General features: G+C 59.2%; 17 protein-coding genes and 1 tRNA gene. 9 read left to right on the forward strand and 9 right to left on the reverse strand.

All coding sequences use genetic code 11. The features are described from left to right. Positions 1-87: 87 nt before the first annotated feature. Both ABIZ35_RS13700 and ABIZ35_RS13705 read right to left on the reverse strand, forming a co-directional pair. Positions 88-510 carry a hypothetical protein gene (locus tag ABIZ35_RS13700; protein WP_348220473.1) on the reverse strand — a complete coding sequence of 141 codons (423 nt, stop codon included), beginning with the start codon at positions 508-510 and terminating at the stop codon, positions 88-90. Positions 511-597: 87 nt separating this feature from the next. Continuing rightward, entirely contained in the window at positions 598-1,557 is a 960-nt protein-coding gene (locus ABIZ35_RS13705) for a YafY family protein (RefSeq protein ID WP_348220474.1), read from the reverse strand. 125 nt (positions 1,558-1,682) lie between these two features. Between ABIZ35_RS13705 and ABIZ35_RS13710 the strand changes: the two genes are divergently transcribed. The 4 genes from ABIZ35_RS13710 to ABIZ35_RS13725 all read left to right on the forward strand — a co-directional run bounded on the left by ABIZ35_RS13710 (position 1,683) and on the right by ABIZ35_RS13725 (position 4,276). Next, positions 1,683-2,147 (forward strand): DinB family protein, encoded by a 465-nt coding sequence (locus ABIZ35_RS13710; RefSeq protein ID WP_348220475.1) that lies wholly within the window; start codon positions 1,683-1,685, stop codon positions 2,145-2,147. Positions 2,148-2,209: 62 nt separating this feature from the next. Next, entirely contained in the window at positions 2,210-2,686 is a 477-nt protein-coding gene (locus ABIZ35_RS13715; protein ID WP_348220476.1) for a DinB family protein, read from the forward strand. A 62-nt stretch (positions 2,687-2,748) separates the two neighbouring features. Beyond that, on the forward strand, positions 2,749-3,213 hold the full coding sequence (locus ABIZ35_RS13720) for a DinB family protein (protein WP_348220477.1): 465 nt from the start codon (positions 2,749-2,751) through the stop codon (positions 3,211-3,213). A gap of 7 nt (positions 3,214-3,220) precedes the next feature. Further along, entirely contained in the window at positions 3,221-4,276 is a 1,056-nt protein-coding gene (locus ABIZ35_RS13725) for a winged helix DNA-binding domain-containing protein (RefSeq protein WP_348220478.1), read from the forward strand. A gap of 67 nt (positions 4,277-4,343) precedes the next feature. Here ABIZ35_RS13725 and ABIZ35_RS13730 read toward each other — a convergent pair whose 3' ends face one another. From ABIZ35_RS13730 to ABIZ35_RS13740, 3 genes are all read right to left on the reverse strand, one after another. Continuing rightward, positions 4,344-5,099 (reverse strand): hypothetical protein, encoded by a 756-nt coding sequence (locus ABIZ35_RS13730; RefSeq protein ID WP_348220479.1) that lies wholly within the window; start codon positions 5,097-5,099, stop codon positions 4,344-4,346. Positions 5,100-5,265: 166 nt separating this feature from the next. Then, the gene (locus ABIZ35_RS13735; protein WP_348220480.1) at positions 5,266-5,952 is read right to left on the reverse strand and encodes a class I SAM-dependent methyltransferase; all 687 of its coding nucleotides are present in this window, start codon (positions 5,950-5,952) and stop codon (positions 5,266-5,268) included. Between the two features lie 14 nt (positions 5,953-5,966). Continuing rightward, on the reverse strand, positions 5,967-8,354 hold the full coding sequence (locus ABIZ35_RS13740) for a hypothetical protein (RefSeq protein WP_348220481.1): 2,388 nt from the start codon (positions 8,352-8,354) through the stop codon (positions 5,967-5,969). Between the two features lie 215 nt (positions 8,355-8,569). Here ABIZ35_RS13740 and ABIZ35_RS13745 point away from each other — a divergent pair, with 215 nt between their 5' ends. Further along, on the forward strand, positions 8,570-9,352 hold the full coding sequence (locus ABIZ35_RS13745; RefSeq protein ID WP_348220482.1) for an AraC family transcriptional regulator: 783 nt from the start codon (positions 8,570-8,572) through the stop codon (positions 9,350-9,352). 30 nt (positions 9,353-9,382) lie between these two features. Here the strand turns inward: ABIZ35_RS13745 and ABIZ35_RS13750 are convergent. Then, a tRNA-Ile gene (locus ABIZ35_RS13750) sits at positions 9,383-9,455 on the reverse strand. 138 nt (positions 9,456-9,593) lie between these two features. On the opposite strand from ABIZ35_RS13750, the gene ABIZ35_RS13755 reads away from it, so the two are divergent. From ABIZ35_RS13755 to ABIZ35_RS13770, 4 genes are all read left to right on the forward strand, one after another. After that, a complete protein-coding gene (locus ABIZ35_RS13755) occupies positions 9,594-10,502 on the forward strand; it encodes a TIGR02281 family clan AA aspartic protease (protein WP_348220483.1) in 909 nt (302 codons plus the stop codon). A gap of 186 nt (positions 10,503-10,688) precedes the next feature. After that, complete coding sequence (locus tag ABIZ35_RS13760; RefSeq protein WP_348220484.1) at positions 10,689-11,759, forward strand: aspartyl protease family protein; 1,071 nt, start codon at positions 10,689-10,691, stop codon at positions 11,757-11,759. Between the two features lie 43 nt (positions 11,760-11,802). Continuing rightward, complete coding sequence (locus ABIZ35_RS13765; protein ID WP_348220485.1) at positions 11,803-13,002, forward strand: aspartyl protease family protein; 1,200 nt, start codon at positions 11,803-11,805, stop codon at positions 13,000-13,002. Positions 13,003-13,081: 79 nt separating this feature from the next. Continuing rightward, on the forward strand, positions 13,082-14,293 hold the full coding sequence (locus ABIZ35_RS13770; protein ID WP_348220486.1) for an aspartyl protease family protein: 1,212 nt from the start codon (positions 13,082-13,084) through the stop codon (positions 14,291-14,293). A gap of 23 nt (positions 14,294-14,316) precedes the next feature. Here the strand turns inward: ABIZ35_RS13770 and ABIZ35_RS13775 are convergent, their stop codons facing one another. The 3 genes from ABIZ35_RS13775 to ABIZ35_RS13785 are packed head-to-tail and all read right to left on the reverse strand — an operon-like array spanning position 14,317 to position 19,824. Further along, positions 14,317-14,733, reverse strand: a complete 417-nt coding sequence (locus ABIZ35_RS13775) for a DUF6157 family protein (RefSeq protein WP_348220487.1) — start codon at positions 14,731-14,733, stop codon at positions 14,317-14,319. Positions 14,734-14,744: 11 nt separating this feature from the next. Continuing rightward, positions 14,745-17,276 carry a carboxypeptidase regulatory-like domain-containing protein gene (locus ABIZ35_RS13780; RefSeq protein WP_348220488.1) on the reverse strand — a complete coding sequence of 844 codons (2,532 nt, stop codon included), beginning with the start codon at positions 17,274-17,276 and terminating at the stop codon, positions 14,745-14,747. Positions 17,277-17,307: 31 nt separating this feature from the next. Continuing rightward, positions 17,308-19,824, reverse strand: a complete 2,517-nt coding sequence (locus tag ABIZ35_RS13785) for a carboxypeptidase regulatory-like domain-containing protein (protein WP_348220489.1) — start codon at positions 19,822-19,824, stop codon at positions 17,308-17,310. Between the last annotated feature and the right edge of the window lie 41 nt (positions 19,825-19,865).

Raw genomic sequence — 19,865 nt, forward strand, 5'->3', positions numbered from 1 at the left:
GCCCCTCCGCCCCAATTCTGGGGGACCGGAAAATGCCATAATCCGAAATCGGGTCCCCAGAATTGGGGCGGAGGGGCGAACTCCGGGTTATGAGTTATATCGTACGAGGATCGGATATTCGGCGAGAATGGGAGCGTCGGTCGATCCCACTTCCCGGCATCCAATCTTGATCGTCACTTCGCCCTGGATTCCCACGGGGAAGACATCGCCGTCGATGCGGATTTTTGTCGTGCGGTCGACAAGGTCCAATGGGTAGATGGCCGAGTGCGCGGATTTTCCGTTCGGCAGGATAAAATCAACGGTCTGCTCGAAGCGCTTGTTCGCGTCGTTCTCCTCTTGATACCAGATGGACACCATCTGCCACTGAAGCCGCACGACGGAGTTCTCTTCCAGCGTCTCGCCGGCGGGAACGTTGACTCCCACCGATTCCAAAACGGAAACGATGGTGAACAGGCCGTCGTCGCCGCCGATGGCTTTGAGGCAGGGGGTAAATAACAGCAATTTGGGCATGGGTTTTAGCTCTCGCGTCCTTAATTGATACGGCGCGCACGCCGCGACCCCGACATTATACCGCGCCCGGCCAGGATTGGGTCAGTCTCAGGGGGCGTCCGCCCACTCGGTGAGATTGCCGGCGAGGCGGCGCAGGGCGTCCCGCAGTTCGGGAGGGCGGCGCACCTCCAGGCGGCAGCCGAGGCTGGCGAATAGCTGCGCGATCCAATCGAGATTCTCCGCGTAGCCGCGCACCAGCACGCCGCCGGTCTCGCACTCCTCCAGGACCGCGATGCCGGCGCTGATCACCCAGCGCGCCCGCTCCAGGCTGGTGTGGATGACGACTTCCAGCGGGAAGTGTTTGGGGACACTTCCCAGCGCCGTCAATACGGCGCCAAGTACGTCGAAGTCCTCGGGACGTTCGAAGTCCGTGGCGAGCGCCTTGGCCTCCATGACGCGGTCCAGTCGAAACAGGCGCAGATCCTGGCGCAGGTGGCAGTGGCCGGTGGCGTACCAGCGTCCATGGCGGCAGACCAGCCCGTAGGGATCGAAGACACGCTCCGTCTGCTCGCCGTCGTGGCGGCGATAGCACAGCGCGACGCTGTGGCGCTCTCGTGCGGCGAGGCTGAGCGTCAGCACTAAGGCGGTTCCCAGTCCCGCGTCCGTGCGCTCTCTCAGATCCCAAATCAAGGTCTCCTCCACGGCGCGCACTTTGTCCCGGACTGTCTCCGGCAGCACCCGATCGATTTTAGCGAGCGCTCCCTCCACACCCGGCGCGTGCGCCGCCAGACCCAGCTTGCGCGCCGCGAGCAGCCCCAGCATGATGCTGAGCGCTTCGTCGGTGCTCAGCATCAGCGGCGGCAACTTGAAGCCCGGAGTCAGCCGATAACCGCCATGGCGTCCACGGTCGGCCACGATGGGAATCCCCAATTCTTCCAGCATCGCGATATAGCGTCGCGCTGTCCGGACATCCACCTCTAAGCGGCGCGCGATCTCCGCCCCGCCGATTGTCTGATGCGACTGCAGCATCTCCAGCACCGTCAGCACACGCGTGGTTGGGTAATACATGGGGGCCTTTTGAAAAACTTTTTGTGTGGCGTCTTAATCAGGGCGAATTATGTCCTGTATGGGCGATATAGTCAAGTATCGGACAAATAAACACGGCGCCAATTACACCATCACAGGAGATCACCATGCCCACCTCAGCCCAAACCTTCCTTGCGGATTCCATCCCGGTCGCCGCCGAAAGCTTGATTGCCGCCCTGCTTCGACTGCCGGAAGACAAGCGGCTCTGGACGCCTTCCGAGACCGCCCGCCCCGCACTGAACCTGGTGGCGGAGTGCGCTCTTAACAATGGCTACACGGTGGATCTGATCGAGACGCGTCAGTGGACCGCCGGGTCGATGGAAGAATTTTTCCAAAAACAAACAGACTTGATGAATGGGGATTGGGCGACGCTGGAAGCGCTGCTAAGAACCAGCGCCGAGCGCGTCGCCGCCTGCGTGCGCGGCGTCCCGGATGATGCCTTGAATGACGAGATCGTCATCCCCTTCGGTAAATTCACGATGACGCAAACGCTCGCGTATCCCTACTGGAATATGTCCTATCATGAGGGGCAGATCAACTATATCGCATCGATTCTCGGGCAACTGAAGTAATCGAAAGCGCCCGCCGGTCATCACCCTGCATGGTCCGCCTCATCTCAAGGAGAAGAAATCTCATGTCCGTATCAATGCAAACCTTTCTCGCTGATTCTTGCAAAGCCACCTGCGAAAACCTGATCGCCGCCGTGCTGAACTTGCCGGAGGACAAGCGTCTCTGGTCGCCCGCGCCAACATCCCGCTCCGCGATAAATCTGATCGCCGAATGCGCGCTTGGCAACGCTTATACCGCCGAATTGATCGAGACCAGCAAGTGGCCGGATGGGACTCTGGAAGATTTTATTCAAGCGCAAACGGAACTCACGAACGGCGAGTGGGAGACATTGGAAGCTCTGCTGCGCAGCAATACCGAGCGGTTCTGCACAGCGGTGCGTGATCTTCCCGACGATCGCTTGAATGAGATCGTGGAACTGCCTTTGGGGCGTTTCGCCGGGAAATATCCAATCTCTTTTACAGTCTCGTACTGCTATTGGAATATGTCCTATCATGAGGGGCAGATCAACTATATTGCGTCGATCCTCGGGGAACTGAAGTAATCGAAAGCGCCCGCCGGTCATCGCTATGCATCGCCCGACCAATCTCAAGGAGAAGAAATCTTATGTCAGTATCAATGCAAACCTTTCTCGCCGACGCCTGCAAAGCCACCTGCGAAAACCTGATCAGCGCCATGCGTCAGCTTCCCGAGGACAAGCGTCTCTGGACGCCCGCGCCGACATCCCGTCCCGCGATGAATCTGATCGCCGAATGCGCGCTCGGCAACGGCCACACCGCCGAATTGATCGAGAACGGCAAGTGGCCCGATGGGACTCTGGAAGATTTTATGCAGGCGCAAACGGACCTTACGAACGGCGAGTGGGAGACACTCGAAGCCCTCCTGCGCAGCAATACCGAGCGCTTCTGCGCTGCGGTGCGCGATCTCCCCGACGATCGTTTGAATGAGATAGCCGAACTGCCTTTCGGAAAATTCCCGATCTCTTTTACAGTCTCGTACTGCTACTGGAATATGTCGTATCATGAAGGCCAGATCAACTACATCGCGTCCATCTTGGGCATTTTGAAATAGGATGCCCATGCGCCCCCCTCCATTATTAGCCATGCGTCTCGCCCGGCAGCAGATTACCCGCCATGACTTCCAGACCGTTGGGGAAGTGGCGGCGTGGATGGGGGCGACCCAGGCGCAGGATTACGCCGGCGCCAAATGGTCGCTCGGGCTGCGCCTCCCAGGCGTCGCCGACGCCGATATTGAGCGCGCCATCGCCGACAAGGCAATCGTGCGCACGACATCGCTGCGCGGAACGCTGCACTTTCTCGCCGCTGGCGACGTGCGCTGGGTACTCAAGCTGCTCGCGCCGCGCGTGATGCCCCGCTTCGCCGGCGCCTGCCGAGCGGCGGGCCTGACGGAGTCCGAGTTCGCCAAAAGCGCGGCGGCGATGGTTCGGGCGCTGGAAGGCGGATGTTGTCTGTCACGCACCGAACTGCTGACCGCCGTCGAGGCTGGCGGCGTCTCCGCTGCGGGAACGCGTCCCAACTATCTGCTTTACCGGGCGGCGCTGGACGGGGTGATCTGCCATGCGACTCGTCGAGGCAAAGAGTTTACCTTCGCCCTGCTCGACGAATGGTCGCCGGGAGTCTGCGCCTTAGACGGCGAGGAAGCGTCGGCGGAACTCGCGCGCCGCTACTTTCAAAGCCATGGCCCCGCGACCATTCAGGACTTCGCCCGCTGGTCGGGACAGTCGCTCACGGCGTCCAAAGCGGCGCTAGGAACGATCGAGCGTGAGCTCGAACGCGTCACGATTGAGGGGAGCGATTACTGGATGTCTCCATCAAAGACAGAGTCCAGTACGAGAGAAGAAGCGGCGTATCTGCTGCCCGGGTTCGACGAATACTCCCTGGGCTACGCCGACCGGAGCGCCGTCATTCCCAGCGAGCAAATGGAGGCGCTTACGCCGAAGAACGGGATCTTTACCCCGCTCGTGGTTTATGAGGGAAGAGCGATTGGGACTTGGGGGCGGACCGTGGAGAAGGGGGCGATGGTTGTGGAGACAAAGCCGTTTACGGTGTGGTCAGAGAATGAGACGAGGGCAGTTGCTGTGGCGGTCGAGCAGTACTGTGGGTTTCATCGATAAAGCAAAATTCAAGAGATCAAGGCGGAACGATCGATCGTTCCGCCTCGCGCATTTAGGAATATCCACCTTAAATGACGAATTTGGCAATGTCGATGGGGGACTCACCTCTCCCTTCTCGTCGCAGTTCCCATTTTCCCGCATCCTTTTGTATACGGACGTGCCAGCCAACTTTTCCCTGAGTGTATGGTGGCAGATATTGACACCATTTGCTAAAGTCTTCACTCGGCACAACAACAATTTGTCCAACTGAGCCACATCCAAATGCAACATATGCTTGTTTGGCGCGCTGGATGTTTTCCAACTGATTCTCGTAAATAGTAAACCAGTAGCGTTCACCGTCGGGCACCCCTTTCTCTGCTTCATAATCTTTTGAGGTTAAGCAGCAAATACGTGTGGAGGTGTCATGAGAGACAGCCAAGGCTCCAGAATCTTTGGCTCTGCCGACTTCAAGACCAAGATGACGAAATACTACTTTAATGCAATTGATACGCGAAAACTTTGTCTCGTCGGAAGCCATTGATACTCTACCCTTTGCCCTTTCAATCTCTTGTTCTCGTGCTGGCGCTTTGATTGCGTGAATATCGATATCCGATAATTCCCCAAGGCCTGCGGCCTCCCATGCTATTGCAGTTGCTTGTTCAAGAAGACGCTCGGCGAGAGCGGTTCTTGTCATGTTCACCTTATCCGCCAATACTCCAATCTGGTAATGACAAACCACATTGACGCGGCAGCTTAACTGTCGCTGGATCCCATCAAATTCATTGCGGGCCTTTGTGGAGGCCAATAATTGTTTGATATCGTTTTCTAGATCTGAACTTCTCAAGAGGTTCTCCTGGTGCAATTTGTATGTGCTACGTTGTATTCGGTTAATACTAACATGCTTTCACAAAAAACACAATATCTATTTTGTAGATGTATTTGGTATGTCTATTGATCTGTAAGGCACATGCTGCTGATCGATGATAGGCGTAGAATGCAGAGAGTATAACCTAGCTGCTCTCGAAATCATACCAGGAATCAATCACTGTAATCCCCGAATAGTTCGGCTTCTCGGACACGGTCGCGCCTGCGTATTGCAGCTCAAATTGCATCGCCGAGCCGCTCTTGACGATCTTCAGCACATGCTTCCGAAGCGCCGCGTCGATCCCGCCGCGCTTCGCGCGCCGCAGTATGGCGGGCCACCCGAGCTTTGGATCGTGACTGCGAACGTTTTCAGCGTCGAGCTGTCCGCAGAACATCCCGCCGTCGCCGAGCGCGGCGTAGGCGTTTTCCAGAAATCCCAATTTGTCGCCCAGGTAATGCAGGCCGTGGATGCAGGTCACAAGATCCGTGTTCGCCGGAGGGGCGTATTTCGTCACGTCCGTCTCGACAAAGGTCAAATTGGGGAAGTCATGCGCGGGGAAGGCGCCGAGGAGATCGACGCCGATCAGCGTGATCTCCTCCGAAACTCCCAGCTCACGCAGACGAGCAGCGGCGTGGAGCAGCGCGAGACCTTCGCCGCAGCAGGCGTCCACCCAGACGGCGTGGCCATGGGCGCGCCGTCGGGCGAGGAGCCAGTCGATGGGGTCGAAGCCTAACTCCCGTTCGTAGGAGTTGACGCCGGAGAGAACGCGGCCTCGGTTCATCGTGCGATTCGCGACGATGTCCGAGGCGAGTAGTTGGGGATCGGTGAGCATAGTCAAACCTTCGATTAGAGCGCGGGGCTCAAGCCTTCCGAGCGCACCGTCCACTGCCCATCGTCGGGAAAGCCGGGGGTGTGGCGGTTCGGCGCGCCGTCCCATCCCGCCGCCATCATCGCCGCCGCATAGAGCAGACCGCCGTTGGCGGGGAAATAGGGGTATGGGCCTCCGGTACAGTAGCCGCCGTCGTCAAACTGAAAGCCGCTCGACGGATGCAGCAGGAAGTCGACGGCCTGCGATGGCTTGCCCACGCGGGCGGCGGCCATCGCCAGCATCGGGAAGTCCCATCCCCAGGTGCGTTCGAGATTCCAGGTTTGGGAGACTTTGTCCAAAGTCTTGCGAGCCGTTGGAACATCCACGCCGTCGCCGGGCAGCATGCCGTAGACGCCGATCAGGGCGGGGTGTTCAAAGTTATACTTCGTCCACATGTCTTTGACGCCTTCGTAGAGGATATAGAGCCCATCTTCCACGGGCAGCGGCGCCAGTCCCTTCAGGACCTTTTCCCACTCCGGATCGGGTGGGAGCCCCAGACGCTTGCGCCAGGTCTGTGCGATCCGCAAGCCGAAGCGCCAGTAGGACAATTCATACGTCGGGTTCTGCGTCACCGTCGGCTCGGTGTTCTCCGAGACAATGTAGATCGGAGGGCCGAGCACATAGCGCTTCGTCGGCTCGTCCCAGAAGGCGAACGAACTGAGAAATTCGGCGGTGTTGAAAAGGATCTCGCGCCACTTCTCCAGCGTCGCCTTGGTCGGGTGCGCGTGATAGTCCAATTCGGCGAAGAACATCGGGTGCGGCTGCTGCCAGATCAGCATGGCGTTGCAGGGATGAGTCGATTCCCAGCCTTCGCCCGTCGTCATTTTCGGCCAGCGCGCCCCTTGAACTCCCTCAGATATTGCGCGGGCCTTCGCGGACTTCAAGAAACGCTTGTAGACGGCCAGGCTGCGGTCGAGAACTGGCCAGCGGTCCCAGAGGGCGTAGTGGGCGGCGTGCCACCAATACATCTCCATATGGAACTTGCCATGCCAGCCGTCGTTGACCAAGCCGCTTTCCTGCGGCGGCAGATCTCCCGACTCGTTCACCGCCATCAGATACTGAGACAGGACGATCCGGCGCTCCAGTTCTTTCCACCGCGGGTCTTTACTCTGGGAAAGATCGATCGCGCCGCCGGAGTTCCAGAAGTCGGGCCAGTGCTTCTTTGCGGCTGCAAAGACAGTGTCCACTGTGGGCAGCTTTTTGGGCGAGGCGCCGGGCGTGAAGGAGCAGATGAACTCCATTGTGTCGCCCTTGCCCGTCAGTGTAAAACGATGGCGGCTCGGGCGCGGCGGGATGCTCAGGCTTCCGTTCTCGCCCACTTCCGCGTGCTGCGTTTTGCCGCCGAGCGTATAGTCGATACGCAGGATCTTCGGATCATGGAGCGCGGGATCGCCGCCCATCGTATCGTTCGTGACATCCATCGACAATTGATTGTCGCGGATCGCCTTTTGCAGCAGCGCGGTCACGTCGGCTTGATGCTCACCCGAACCGTACTCCGCCTTGGTGATCGCCAGTGGCTGCGCCGTCGTCGGCGCGGTGGGCGGCTGGAAGCTCATCTTCGGTCCCCAGGACAGCGCGGCGTGATGCTGTGCTTCGTCCTGGCGATGTACGAGATCGGCTCGCTGCGCATGCTGCGCGACGATTTCGGACTGATGCTGGCCGTCGCCGTCCCAAGCGCCGACATAGTCCGCGAACTCCCGTCCGTCATCGCGTGGAAAGTGCAGAAAGGCGGACAGTCGCCCCGAAGCGATCAGCGGCGAGTAAATGCGAACGGCGATTGTGTCCTGGTCGGGGTGGCACGCGGTTTCGACGCGCACCGACTGGCCTTCCAGCTGGAACCGGCTGTCCAGGGTCCCGCTCCAGAGGTCGAGGTCCTGCACGCAATCGGTCAGATCGTTTGCCGACGCTTCCGAGCCATCGGCTTTGTTCAGGACCAGGCCGATGCGGCCTAAATTAATCCGATTGGGGTTGGCGTAGAGCCAGGCGCCGAGCTCCGGCTGCTCCTTACTCCAGCTGGGATAACGCGTGGGGCGGCCGTGCGTCTCAAAGACCGTTCCCCGGAAATCCGAAGGCTTCTGACCGGTCGGCAGCGGCTCGGCATGCCATCCCCAATCGGACATCGTGTTGAACGGGACGAATGTCTGTAAACCCGTGATATCGGCGCCGAACGCAAAGCTTCCGTTGCCCACCTGAAGCGGACTGCGCGTGCTGAGTTGCGTTCGCCGGACATTATGCCGGGTGACAAGCGCCTGACGGTCCAGGATGAGTGGGGTGGTTTTGTTTTTCACGGGGCGCGCCTTCAGCGGCAGCCAGCTGGGCAGCGCGCTGCTCAGGCCAAGCAGCAAAAAAGATCGTCGGTTTAACATCTTACATCTCGCCTTCTCGTTCCAATCGCATGGACAATGATACCACTGTACTGCCCGACGCCGTAAGGACAGTATTGCCTCAGTAATAGCACAAAATTGACATCCCAATCGCGATACTTCATAATACGAGCATGCGTGGCGTGAGAATGTTTCACTTGTCGAGGGAAGACTTTTTTAGCGACGAAGGGGCGCGGCTCTTTGTGGGCGATCCTATCATGGAGGGAGACAATTACGCGCACGACCATGACTTCCTGGAGCTTGTGCTTGTCGCCGGCGGAACGGGAACGCATATTTCTATCCATGGCGCTCAGACGATCCAGCGCGGGGACTTTTTCGTATTGCGCCCGGGGGCGTGGCATGAATATTTAGACTGCAAGAACCTGCATGTGTACAACTGCTGCTGCGCCCCTCAGCTGCTGCGGCGCGAGCTTGCGCTCCTGGGGGATGATGCGGCGGTGTCCAAGCTCCTGTGGGTGGAGCCGCTGGCGCCGCAAGTGCGCGGCGTTCTGCATCGCAGGCTGACCGAAGAACAAACGCACGGCGCCGCGGCGAATTTGAGCCCGCTGTCGAATTTTCCCGACGAGCCATTCACCGTACGGGCGGGGCGCCTGCTGGTGCTGCTGGGTTATCTGGGACAGTGCATCTATCCGAACGAACGGAAACGAGAAGGGGGCTTACATGCCGCCGTGCGTCAGGGGATGCAGCTTCTGGAAGATTCCTGCGACGAGGAATGGGATCTCACCCGCCTCGCCGAACTCACTCGGCTGAATCCATCTTACTTGACCCGCCTGTTCAAAGCCGCGACGGGACAATCACCGATGCAGTATTTAGCTCGGCATCGGGCGGAACTCGCCGCCAGCCTTCTGATTGCGACCGATCACCCAATCAGCGAGATCGGCGCTCGGGTGGGATGGCCAGATGCGAACTATTTTGCGCGCCGGTTCAAGTCGGTGTTCGGCATGACGCCCAGCGCTTACCGAGCGCAAACAGACGCCTGACGATTAATCGAGAATGGGTGAGGGGGAAAGTGGGCCCAGAGGGATTCGAACCCCCAACCAACCAGTTATGAGCCGGCTGCTCTAACCGTTGAGCTATGGGCCCTCAACGAGGAGTTATTATAGCATAATGGACAGGAGCCGTGCAACCGCGCGCCGTATCTGTATGCATGGAAATTCACTGCAACTTTGCCCGTGAAAACCTCTCAGATAAGATCGAAGCAAAGAGAGATCCCCTAATTCGATGAAGCTTGATTACCGTATGCCGTGTCGCATGTGCGTCGCGGCGCTCCTTCTCAGTTCCATCACTGCGGCGCACGCGGGGCAAGCCTCTCCCGGAGTCCTCGCCGTGATCCCGTTCACCTTGACCAAGGGACACATCTATGTCGCAGTGCGGGTCAATGGGAGGCCGGCGACGTTTGTGGTGGACACCGGTTCCGGGGCGGATATTGTCGATACGGCGTCGGCGAGCCGCCTGGGTCTTCCCAGCGCCCCCAAAGGAGACAGCGCCGTGGTGACCGGCGGCGGGGGCACAGCGCGGGCATACCCTGTGACCCTCTCGACTTTGCAGGTTGGAGGCGTTCGCGTGCAAAACTCGCCGGCGTTTCTTCTGAATGTCTCGCGGAGCGTGAAGTGCGATGGGCTGCTGGGGTATGGATTTCTGCGAAACTACGTCGTGACCTTCGACTTCAACAGTCACACGATCGTCCTGCGGCGGCCGGGCGCCGCGCCGCCGGGCCAATGGTCGCTGCCCTTTGTTTTGAGCGGCGGCGCCCCCACGGTTGTCGGACAGGCCGGCGGGTGGATCGGGCGGTTCGTCGTCGATACGGGGTACGGCGGGACGGTAATCCTCAACGCGCCCTTTGTCGCGAAATATCATCTGCGCGATCGCTACGCGCACAGCGGGCAGGCCGCGACTGGGCGGGGCGTCGGCGGCGCCACGCAAAGTGATTGGATCCAATTGGACAGCTTCCAGCTGGGGACCGCCGCCGTGGATGGAGTGGTCGCCGAAATGTCGCGGCAAACGCAAGGCTCCTTCGCGGACGCCAAAACGGCGGGTGTTGTGGGGACCGGCGTCCTGGAGCGTTTCACGATAACCTTCGACTACCCGGGCAGCCGGATCATTCTGACGGCGAACGGCGTTCGTCTGTAATCCATCGATACTCGATTTTGAAGAGGAACCGGAATGACTTCTTTCTCGCGCCATGGTTGTCGCGTTTTTTTGACCACCGCTATTCTGTTGTGCGGCTTCATGTCTGGTGACGGACGCGTTCTTGGGGAGCCGCCGTCCGAGCCGGATGTTTCTGCTTCAATAGAGGGAGGCTCTGTCACGTTCCCGATGAAAATCTCCAGCGGCTTGATCTCCATTTCGGCTCAGGTCAACTCTATCCCGATGACGTTCATCTTGGATAGCGGAGCGGAACTCGATATGCTGGACGACGGCATCGCGAAGTTTTACGGCGTAACAGCTCAACCGTCTGACGATACCATGATCATTTCTGGAACCGGAGGCCAGATCGAGGCTCCCGGACGGTGGGCGAGGATCGATTCGCTGAAGATTGGCGGAGCGGAATTGCATCAATCCGCAGCAGTGTTGATAAACTTTCCGCCCCAGTTTCCCGCTCAGGGGATCCTGGGATATAACTTCCTGCACCATTTTGTGACGACGATCGATTATCAGGCAATGACCGTCACATTTCGAGGGAAAGCATTCCGGGTGGATGACGCAACCACGATCCCGTTCAAACTGATCGGAAATATCCCAAGCGTCGAAATCGATGTAGACGGTAAGCGGGGGCGCTTTAAAGTCGATACAGGAAACAATGCTGCTATCGACATCAATCGTCCTTTCTCGGAGCGTAATCATCTGTTCGAAAAATATACACGCCATTTCGATACGGTCACCGGGCTTGGACTTGGCGGAGAGGTGCGCAGTCGGGTCGTTCGGATTCAAACGCTGACGCTAGGGACACAAAAAATCAAGAATCTTATTGGCCATATCTCCCTGCAAACGAAGGGAGCGCTGACGGATTCGAAGTTCGACGGGCTTCTGGGATTCGAGGTGCTTTCTCGATTTCGGGTCACTCTTGACTATCCGTCGAACAAAATCGTATTAGAAAAAGCTAACGCCGAGGAGCCGGCGTTTGAATATAACCGGTCGGGGATCGGTTTTTCCGTGGTAGGTGGCGCAGCCGTCGTTTCCGATCTTGTTCCCGCCGGGCCAGGCGAGGAGGCCGGCGTGAAAGTCGGAGACGAGATGCTGGAAATCAATGGCGTTTCCATCGACACCAATTCCATTGACTTTGCCGCCGCCTTGTTCGCCAAGCCGGGCGCAGCGGTAAAGATCAAGCTGTGCTCTGCCGACAAGTCGATCCGGGAAGTGACCGTGACGCTGCACGAATTGCTTTAGGCGCGGCGATTTTTGAGAGACTCGCTCCAAAAAAGGATGCCTCATGATTTTGAAAGCGCGGCCTTGCGCCGCTGTTGCTTTAGCTGTTTTCCTGGCGGCAATGTCCACATTTGTTCCGATACGCGCCTTGGCGGCCGTATCGGATCTGCCGGACGGCAAGCCCGTCACGGTTCCCATGACGCTGTCCTTCGGCCATATCTTTATTACCGTGGAGATCAACGGCAAGCCGGGCGTATTTGTGCTCGACAGCGGCGCGGGCGCCGATATTCTCTCGACCGATGCGGCGAAGCGGCTGGGGGTGGCCACACTCGATACCGATCGGCCAATTGTGACGACTGGAGTCGGTGGTCAGCAGCAGACCTGGCTTGGGCGGCTGGAGACGCTGAAGGTGGGCGGCGCGGAGCTGAAGAACTCGCCGGTTTTTCTTGTTGACCTGCCGCATGTCCTGAAAGCCGACGGCCTGCTGGGCTACGAATTTTTGCATCGGTTCGTCACGACCATCGACTATCAGGCAAAGACGGTGACGTTTCGCGACGCGCCGCCGTCGCCGACCGAAGGGACCGCTTTGCCCATGGCGCTCACGGGAAACGTTCCGGGGATCGACGCCGATCTGGATGGAAAACGAGGACGGTTCCAGATCGATACCGGGGATTCGGGATCGGTCGATGTCAATACTCCCTTTGTGAAGCGTCATGGCTTGCGGGAGAAGTACCATCCACGTCTCGACGTGGTGACGGGGGTGGGGGTGGGCGGAGAAGATCGGAGCAGTGTCGTTCGCGTTCCGTCGATGAAGGTTGGGCCGCTGACGATCAAAAGCGCCATCGTCAATCTGTCCATGCAGACACAGGGCGCCTTCTCGACATCGGATGTCGCGGGCACGCTGGGGTATGACATACTTTCGCGCTTCAAGATCACCCTGGATTACAAGAACAAGAAGGTGATTTTGGCCGACGCCGGTGTGAACGACAAACCATTCCAGTACAATCGCTCTGGGATGGGGCTTTCCATCCTTGGCGAGACGCTGAAGGTTGGGGATGTGATTGCTGGCAGTCCGGCGGAGCAGGCCGGAATCGCCGTCGGCGACGAAGTAATCGCCGTCAACGGCGCTCTGCTTGTCGACAGCAATTTCGATGCGTTGCGCCAAGCCATCCGGGGCGCTCCCGGCGACACGGTGCAGCTGACCCTGCGCTCGCCCTCCAAAGACCCGCGCGAAGTCACATTGACCCTGCGAGAGCTGCTTTGAGACCCTTCGAACGGCGGGAACCTTTGACGCGCCGGGATTGTATGAAGAATCGATCCCGTCAAGAAAGGCGTCCACGCTGATGCTCTCCGTTCGATCGCGCGTTTTCATTTCCGCCGCCATTCTCATGGGGATCGCGGCGTTCTTGCCCATCTCCGCTTCGCTGGCCGCGCCTCCGCCGGAGGAGACGTCGGACTTGCGGGATGGAAAGGCGTTCACTATCCCATTTACGCTTTCACGCGGGCATATCTATGTCTCCGTAAAGGTCAATGGAAAGCCCGCCACTTTCGGGCTGGACACCGACGCCTATACGAACGTATTGACGCCCGAGGCGGCGAAACGCCTGGGCATCGACGCGTCGGAGACGGGGAAATCCACGACAGCGGTTGGGGTCGGCGGCGTGCAGAAATCGTGGATCGTTCCGATCGATTCGCTGACAATCGGCGGCGCCTCCCTGACGAACTCGCAAATCTTCGTGCTCGGCTTGCCGAAATCCGCGAAGCTGGACGGGCTGCTCGGATACCAATTTTTGTGCAATTTTGTCACGTCGATTGATTATCAGGCAAAGACGGTGACCTTCAGCGCCGCGTCATCCCCGAAAACAGGCGATGTCGTTCTGGAGCTCAAGCCCACGCGCGGCGTTCCGGTCGTGGATGTGGACATCGATGGGGTGCGGGGGCGTTTTCAAGTGGATACCGGCGATGGCGGATCGATTGAAATCGTCGCCAAGTTCGCCGAGCGCAACCACTTGGCGGACAAGTACCCGCGCCATATCGATCTGGTGACGGGGCTTGGGGTGGGGGGCAGCGTGCGCAGCAGCGTCGTGCGCCTCAAAACTCTGAAGCTGGGGACGGCGGTTCTGAATAATGTCGCCGGCAATCTCTCCCTGCAAAAGACAGGCGTGTTCGCCGCCGGTTATTTTGACGGCGTGATCGGCTATGGCATTCTGTCCCGCTTCAAGATCACACTCGATTATCAGGCCGCGCGCGTGATTCTGACCGACGCCGGGATCAAAAACAAGCCGTTCGATTACAACCGGTCCGGGGTGGGCTTCGATGTCGCCGGGGATGGGCTTCACGTCACCGAAATCATCCCCGGCGGCCCCGGCGAGCAGGCCGGCGTGATCGTGGGCGATGAGATCGTGGAGCTGAACGGATCGCCGGTCGGCGAGACTGAGTTCGACCGCGTGACGGCGGCCGCTCAGGGAGCTCCGGGCGAAAAGATGCGCCTGAAGCTGCGCGCCGCCGACAAAGCCGAGCGCGATGTCACCCTCACGCTGCGCGAGCTGATTTGATGCTCCCCCCGCTCCGAGCGCGTTTACTTGACGCGCTTCCCGCGCATGGCGAAAGTCTGCTGGAGATGAGGGCTTTCAGCGAACTCCCGATACTCAGGACTCTCGACCGCAATGAGGCCGATCTTTCCTTCGCCATCGAAATGGATTCCCCAGCCGTATGTCTTTGCCAGCGACGACGTCCGCAGGCAGGCGTGGGGTTTGGAAAAGAACTCCGCCCAGAGCGCCTCCCGCCGGGCGGCAATCTCCGAGTCGGGAATCCCTTTGCGCCGTACGTCCACCTCGAACTGCAACTCCTCTTGCGTGTAGAAATAGGGCCGTTCCGAGAGCATCTCGTACTCCAGGACCGGAATCGTTTTCTTCTCGCCCTTGGCGGCAGGCGCGCTCGCGGCTTTCGCGGCGCTGTCCGGCGCAATTTGGATCAATGTGTTGTAGTAGTTCATAAGCGATTGGGTTACAGCGACGCATGCTGCTTCAATTCGGCCTTGAGCAGCGCGATTTCGGCGGTTGTCAGCGCGGGCTGCGCCTGTTTGAGCGTGTCCAGGAAGAACTGCACGTCGCCGGAGCTGGTCGACATGCCCATGTTCTCGCCGTGATGTATCGAGTCGCCGAGCTTCTTCCCCTGTGGATCGAGCGCGACATAGAACGGGATGCTGCTGGGGCCGCCGTATTGCTTGTAGATATCTGCGCCGCCGGGGTTCTCGTACTTCTTCTTGTCGTCGTTCTCCCAGATGTCCAGATCTTGAACGACGAAGTGCTTGTCCAAGACTTGCTTGACCTTGGGATCTTCGAGGTAACGGTGCAGCATAAAGCAGGGACCGCACCAGGTGGCGTGGAAGACGAGCAGAACGCTCTTGCCCTCTGCGCCCGCCTTGTCCTGAGCGGCTTTGAGCAGGACGTGGGCGTCGCGGCCGTCGCCGTGGTTCGTCGTGTCGGCGTCCCGCAGAGCGACGTAACGCTTGCCCTCTTCCTCCTGCTCGGCGCGGGATTTTACCGTGATCTCATTGTCGTCGCTTCCCGATGAGATTTGAACCGACGCCCGGCGCTCTTCCGGAGCTTCGACACCCACCCTGGTATTGTCCCGTGGAACTCCGGCGAGATGAAATCGACCGTTTTTATCGGTTATTACTTCCAGGTTCTTGAGGTCGTAGCATCGGACCTTGGCGTCCGCGACGGGTTTTCCCTTGGGATCAAGCACGACGCCGCCGGCGAAACTGTCGGCTTTCACTAAGACAAGGCTGGGGATATCCACCGTTTTGCCTGAAATCGTCGCTAGATTATCGGAATACTTGGTCGCATATCCTGCGGCTTCCGCGCGGACGCTGTACTTGGCGCCAGAAAGATCGGGCGGAAAGGCGTAACGACCAGATTCGTCCGTGGTGACTGAGGCGACATCCGAGCCGCCGTGATTTTGTGTCCATCGGATCAGCGCCACTTTGATATGGGGGATCGGTTTGCCCTCTTGGTCGCTGACCTGTCCCTGAAAGACGCAAAGATTATTTTCCGCCAGCTTCAGCGTGACGGCTGATCCGTCTTCTGGAGCCTGGACCATTGATGTCGCCAGCGAGTCCGAACGGGCGTACAGCCAGGTGTCGGAATTGGCGAACGAGGGCTCGAACGCGAATTTTCCCTGCGCATCCGTAATCTGTTTCGCCGGCTGGCGCGTGTAATCTTGCAGCGAAACCTCCGCGCCCGCGACCGGAGCGCCGTCCGGCCCGACGACGACGCCGGAGATCGCCACCTGTGGTTTGGCGGCGGCGACCTGGAAGTCTATTGTCTTTGTCTCGCCGTCCGCGACCTGCGTCTCCTGCGTCTCATTGTACTCGTCGGACCCATTCACATAGACAGAGACAGACTGTCGGCCGGCGGGGACTCGGATCTCATAGGATCCGTCCGCGCCCGTTTGCACACCCATGGAGAAGCGCGAGTTCGACGGGTGCGCCGGGCCACTGACGTTGACGCTGGCGCCGGCAATCGGCGTTCCCTTGCTTTTATCGAGAACACGGCCCGAGATCAAGGCCCCATGAGTGAGCGTAAGATCGACTCCGGGGATGGTCTTGCCCTTGCGTGTCATGACGGCGGTGCGAGCCGCGGCGGTCCAGTTTTCCCAGTGCGGGTTTTTGGGATCATTCGAAGCCTGCCAATAACCTTTCTCCGTCAGGATTTCGACATTATAAAGGCCGATGGGCAATCCCGAGAATGAGTAGCCCCCCTGAGAATCGGTTTGAATGGATCCCGTTCCCGTCGCATCATCGCCGAGTTCAGTCGCCTGCACGGTCACTCCGGCGCCCGGCTTGCCGTCTTGAAAGCGCACGGCGCCCGCGATGCCGCCTCCGTAAGCCAGTGTGATCGTCTTGTCAGGCGTCTGCGCCGCCGCGGCAAGCGTAATCTGGCTTTTCCAATTCAGCTGCGCGAACCGTGTGTCATCGACACGGATATTCATTTCATAACCCTGCGGCAGATTTGGGAGAACGGCGTCCCCCTGCGCGTTTGTGACAACGCTCCATCCATTGCCGCCGATTTTGCTCCATCCTAAGTAGCTTTTTTCCCTGTGGAAGGCCGCTGGGGAAAGACGCACATGCGCGACGGGCTTTCCTTGATCGTCCTTGAGATGCAGGCTCAAGCGCGTGAACGGCGCCAGCACCGACGGCTCCGGCCCAAAGGTGCAAATGGCGATTCCCTGTGCGGACTTCGCATAAAGCACGGAGGCCCAGTGAGAATGGCCCGGGGGGGGAAGCTTAGAAGGAACAAGGTCGTAAGCGCCGCTCGCGTCCAGCGTGGCGGTTTTCCGGACGATGACTTGGTTCGTCTTTTCATCCCCGATCAGAAGTGTGACGATTGCGCCCGCCGCTGGCTTGCCGTCCGGCATGACTACCTTTCCCGTAATGTGAAATGGCTTGGCCGGCGCCGCCGGTGCGGCGTATCCTTGAGGACTGAAAGAGAGCAAAAGTGCGGTGATGGCGTAACAAGCGATGGAATTGTTCATGGTGTTATCTCCGCAAAGGGTGTACTTGGCATCAAAGGGGACTGTGCCGCTTCAATCCATCTCGAAGCGTGAGAATTTCGGCGTCCGAAAGATCTGGCTGGGCTTGTTTGAACATCTTGAGAAAAAACTGAATGTCGGCGGGCCGTGTGGGCATTCCCATATTCTCGCCGTTGCGTTTCGAATCGCCCAGTTTCTTTCCGACGGGGTCGAGCACGACACAGAATGGAATATTGTTGGGGCCGCCGTACTGGGTGTTGATTTCCCGCGCGCCCGGGTTCTCCCATTTCTTCTTGTCGCCCTCCTCCCAGATGTCCAAATTTTGGATGACGAAGCGCGACTCCATAATGGGCTTGATTTTGGGGTCTTGGAGGAAGTAGTCCAGCAATATGCAGCCGCCGCACCAGGAGGCGTGAAAGATCAGCAGGACGCTTTTGCCTTCGCGGGCGGCTTTCGTCTGGGCGGCCTGAAGCAATACGTGTGCATCCGCCCCGTCGCCATGCTTGTCCGTATCGGCTTCCATGAGCGCTTCGAAATGCTTGCTTTCTTCTTCCTGTTCGGCCTGAGATTTGACCCTGATTTCATTGTCGTCCCGGTCGGAAGAGATCCGCGTCAGAGCCTGGCGCCCTTCCGGAGCCACGATATTGATGTTCGTGACGTCACTCGGAACGCCGCTCAGATGGAACCGCCCGTCTTTGCTGGTGACAGCCTTGACGTCGGTAACGTCCATATCCTCAACGGCGGCGTTGGCGACCGGTTTGCCCCGTGGGTCAAGCACGACGCCGCCTGCGAAACTGTCGGCCTTCGCCAGAACGAGTGGGGGAACATCCCGTGTTTTGCCCGCTTCGGGCGTTTGTCTCGTATCATTGCGTGCGTATCCAGGGGCCTCGGCGCAGATGCTGTATTCGGCGTCGCTGTAATTGGGCGCGAATGTGTATTTCCCTGAGGCGTCCGTGGAGACCGTTATAGAAGGCAAACCGAAGCCGCTGTTCAACTGGTGAATGAGCGACACTTTGACGAGGGAAATCGGTTTCCCTTCACGGTCGGTGACTTGCCCCTGGAAGACGCACAGAGTATTGGCCGCGAGACGCAGTGTCACCGGCGATCCGTCCGCAGGCGCCGGTGTGGCGCTTTGTGTCGCCAATGCGCCGCTGCGGGCGCGGAGCGCCACGCCATCACGGCCAGAATTCAAATCGAATGTGAACTTTCCCTGAGCGTCCGTTGTGCAGGTTGGGTCAGGGAGATATGCGCCCTGCAAATCCACTTCGGCGCCAGAGACCGGCGCTCCCTCCGCTCCCACGACGACCCCCTGCACCGTGACCGTGACTGGCGGCTTTGGGGAGATGACCTGAAAGTCCACCTGCTTTGTTTCTCCCTCCTTGACCTGGAACGATTGTGAGGCAGGTGCGCCCGGGACGCCATGGTTCGCGGCCTTAATGAATTGATGGCCGGCGGGAACGCGCACACTGTATGCGCCATCGTCCCCTGTTCTCAAAGTCGATCTGTAGTCGTCGATTTTTCGATGCGCGGGACCCTGCACCGTGATGTCCGCGCTGGCCACCGGCTTGCCGGTCTGCTGATCCGTGACGTGGCCGGAGATCAATGCGCCGTGGGTCAGCGTGAAGTCGACGCCGGAGGAGGTCTTGCCGTTCGATACCGCAACGGGAGATATGGCGGCTGCCGTCCACTGCGACCATCGCGCACGGTCTACGCCGTTTCTGCGGCGCTCTTCCGTGTCGATTTCGACATCGTAACTGCCCGGGGGAAGGTGAGAGATCGTGTAGCGCCCATGGAGATTCGTCTGCCCCCAACCGATGCCTCTGCCGTCGATCCCGAAGGCCGCGACTGCGGCTCCGGCGGCGAACTTGCCTGAGCCGGTAAATCGGACGACGCCCGTGATGGCGCCGCCATGGATGAGCGTAATGGTCTGGTCGGGTGTCTGATCCGTGGAGGCGAGCGCGATGTTCGCATCTTCCTTGGCGATATAGCGCTTGTCATTGATGAAAAACCGCACGGTAGCGCCTTGAGGCAATCCTTCGAACACGGCGTACCCCTGCAAATCTGTCAGAACATCCCATTGACTGCCCGCCACCGAATCCCAAAATCCGTAACGCCCTGTTTTCATGAAAAACACCGGAGAGATCCGGGTGTGTAGCAAAGGCTTTCCGTCTTCGCCGATCAAACGCAGGCGCACACGAGTGAACGGGGCTAACGTCATGACGCCCCCTAAAGTTTCAATCGTGACGCCCTGGGGTGATCGCGCGTAGCTGACGAAGCTGGTTTTCTCGCTTGCCGCCGATTTGAAAACCGACGGCGGCAGGGTGATGTCGTAAGCGCCGTTTTGGTCAACCTGCATCGTCTTCGTGAAGATCACACGATGGGTTTTCTGATCGGCGATGATCAGAACGACGGAGGTGTCCGTCGCGGGTTTTTTGTCCGGTGTCACGACGGATCCGGTCAGGTGGATCGGTTTGTCAGGAAGCGGCGTCTCGGCGTGACTGAGGGCGGCGATGGACACGATCATGGCGACGGCGCCGTATAAGGCTTTCATGAGGAGGCTCCGGTCGAATGTAAATTGAAGATGGCTCGATA

The organism is Capsulimonas sp. (genome assembly GCF_039929585.1).
Classification (GTDB): domain Bacteria; phylum Armatimonadota; class Armatimonadia; order Armatimonadales; family Capsulimonadaceae; genus Capsulimonas.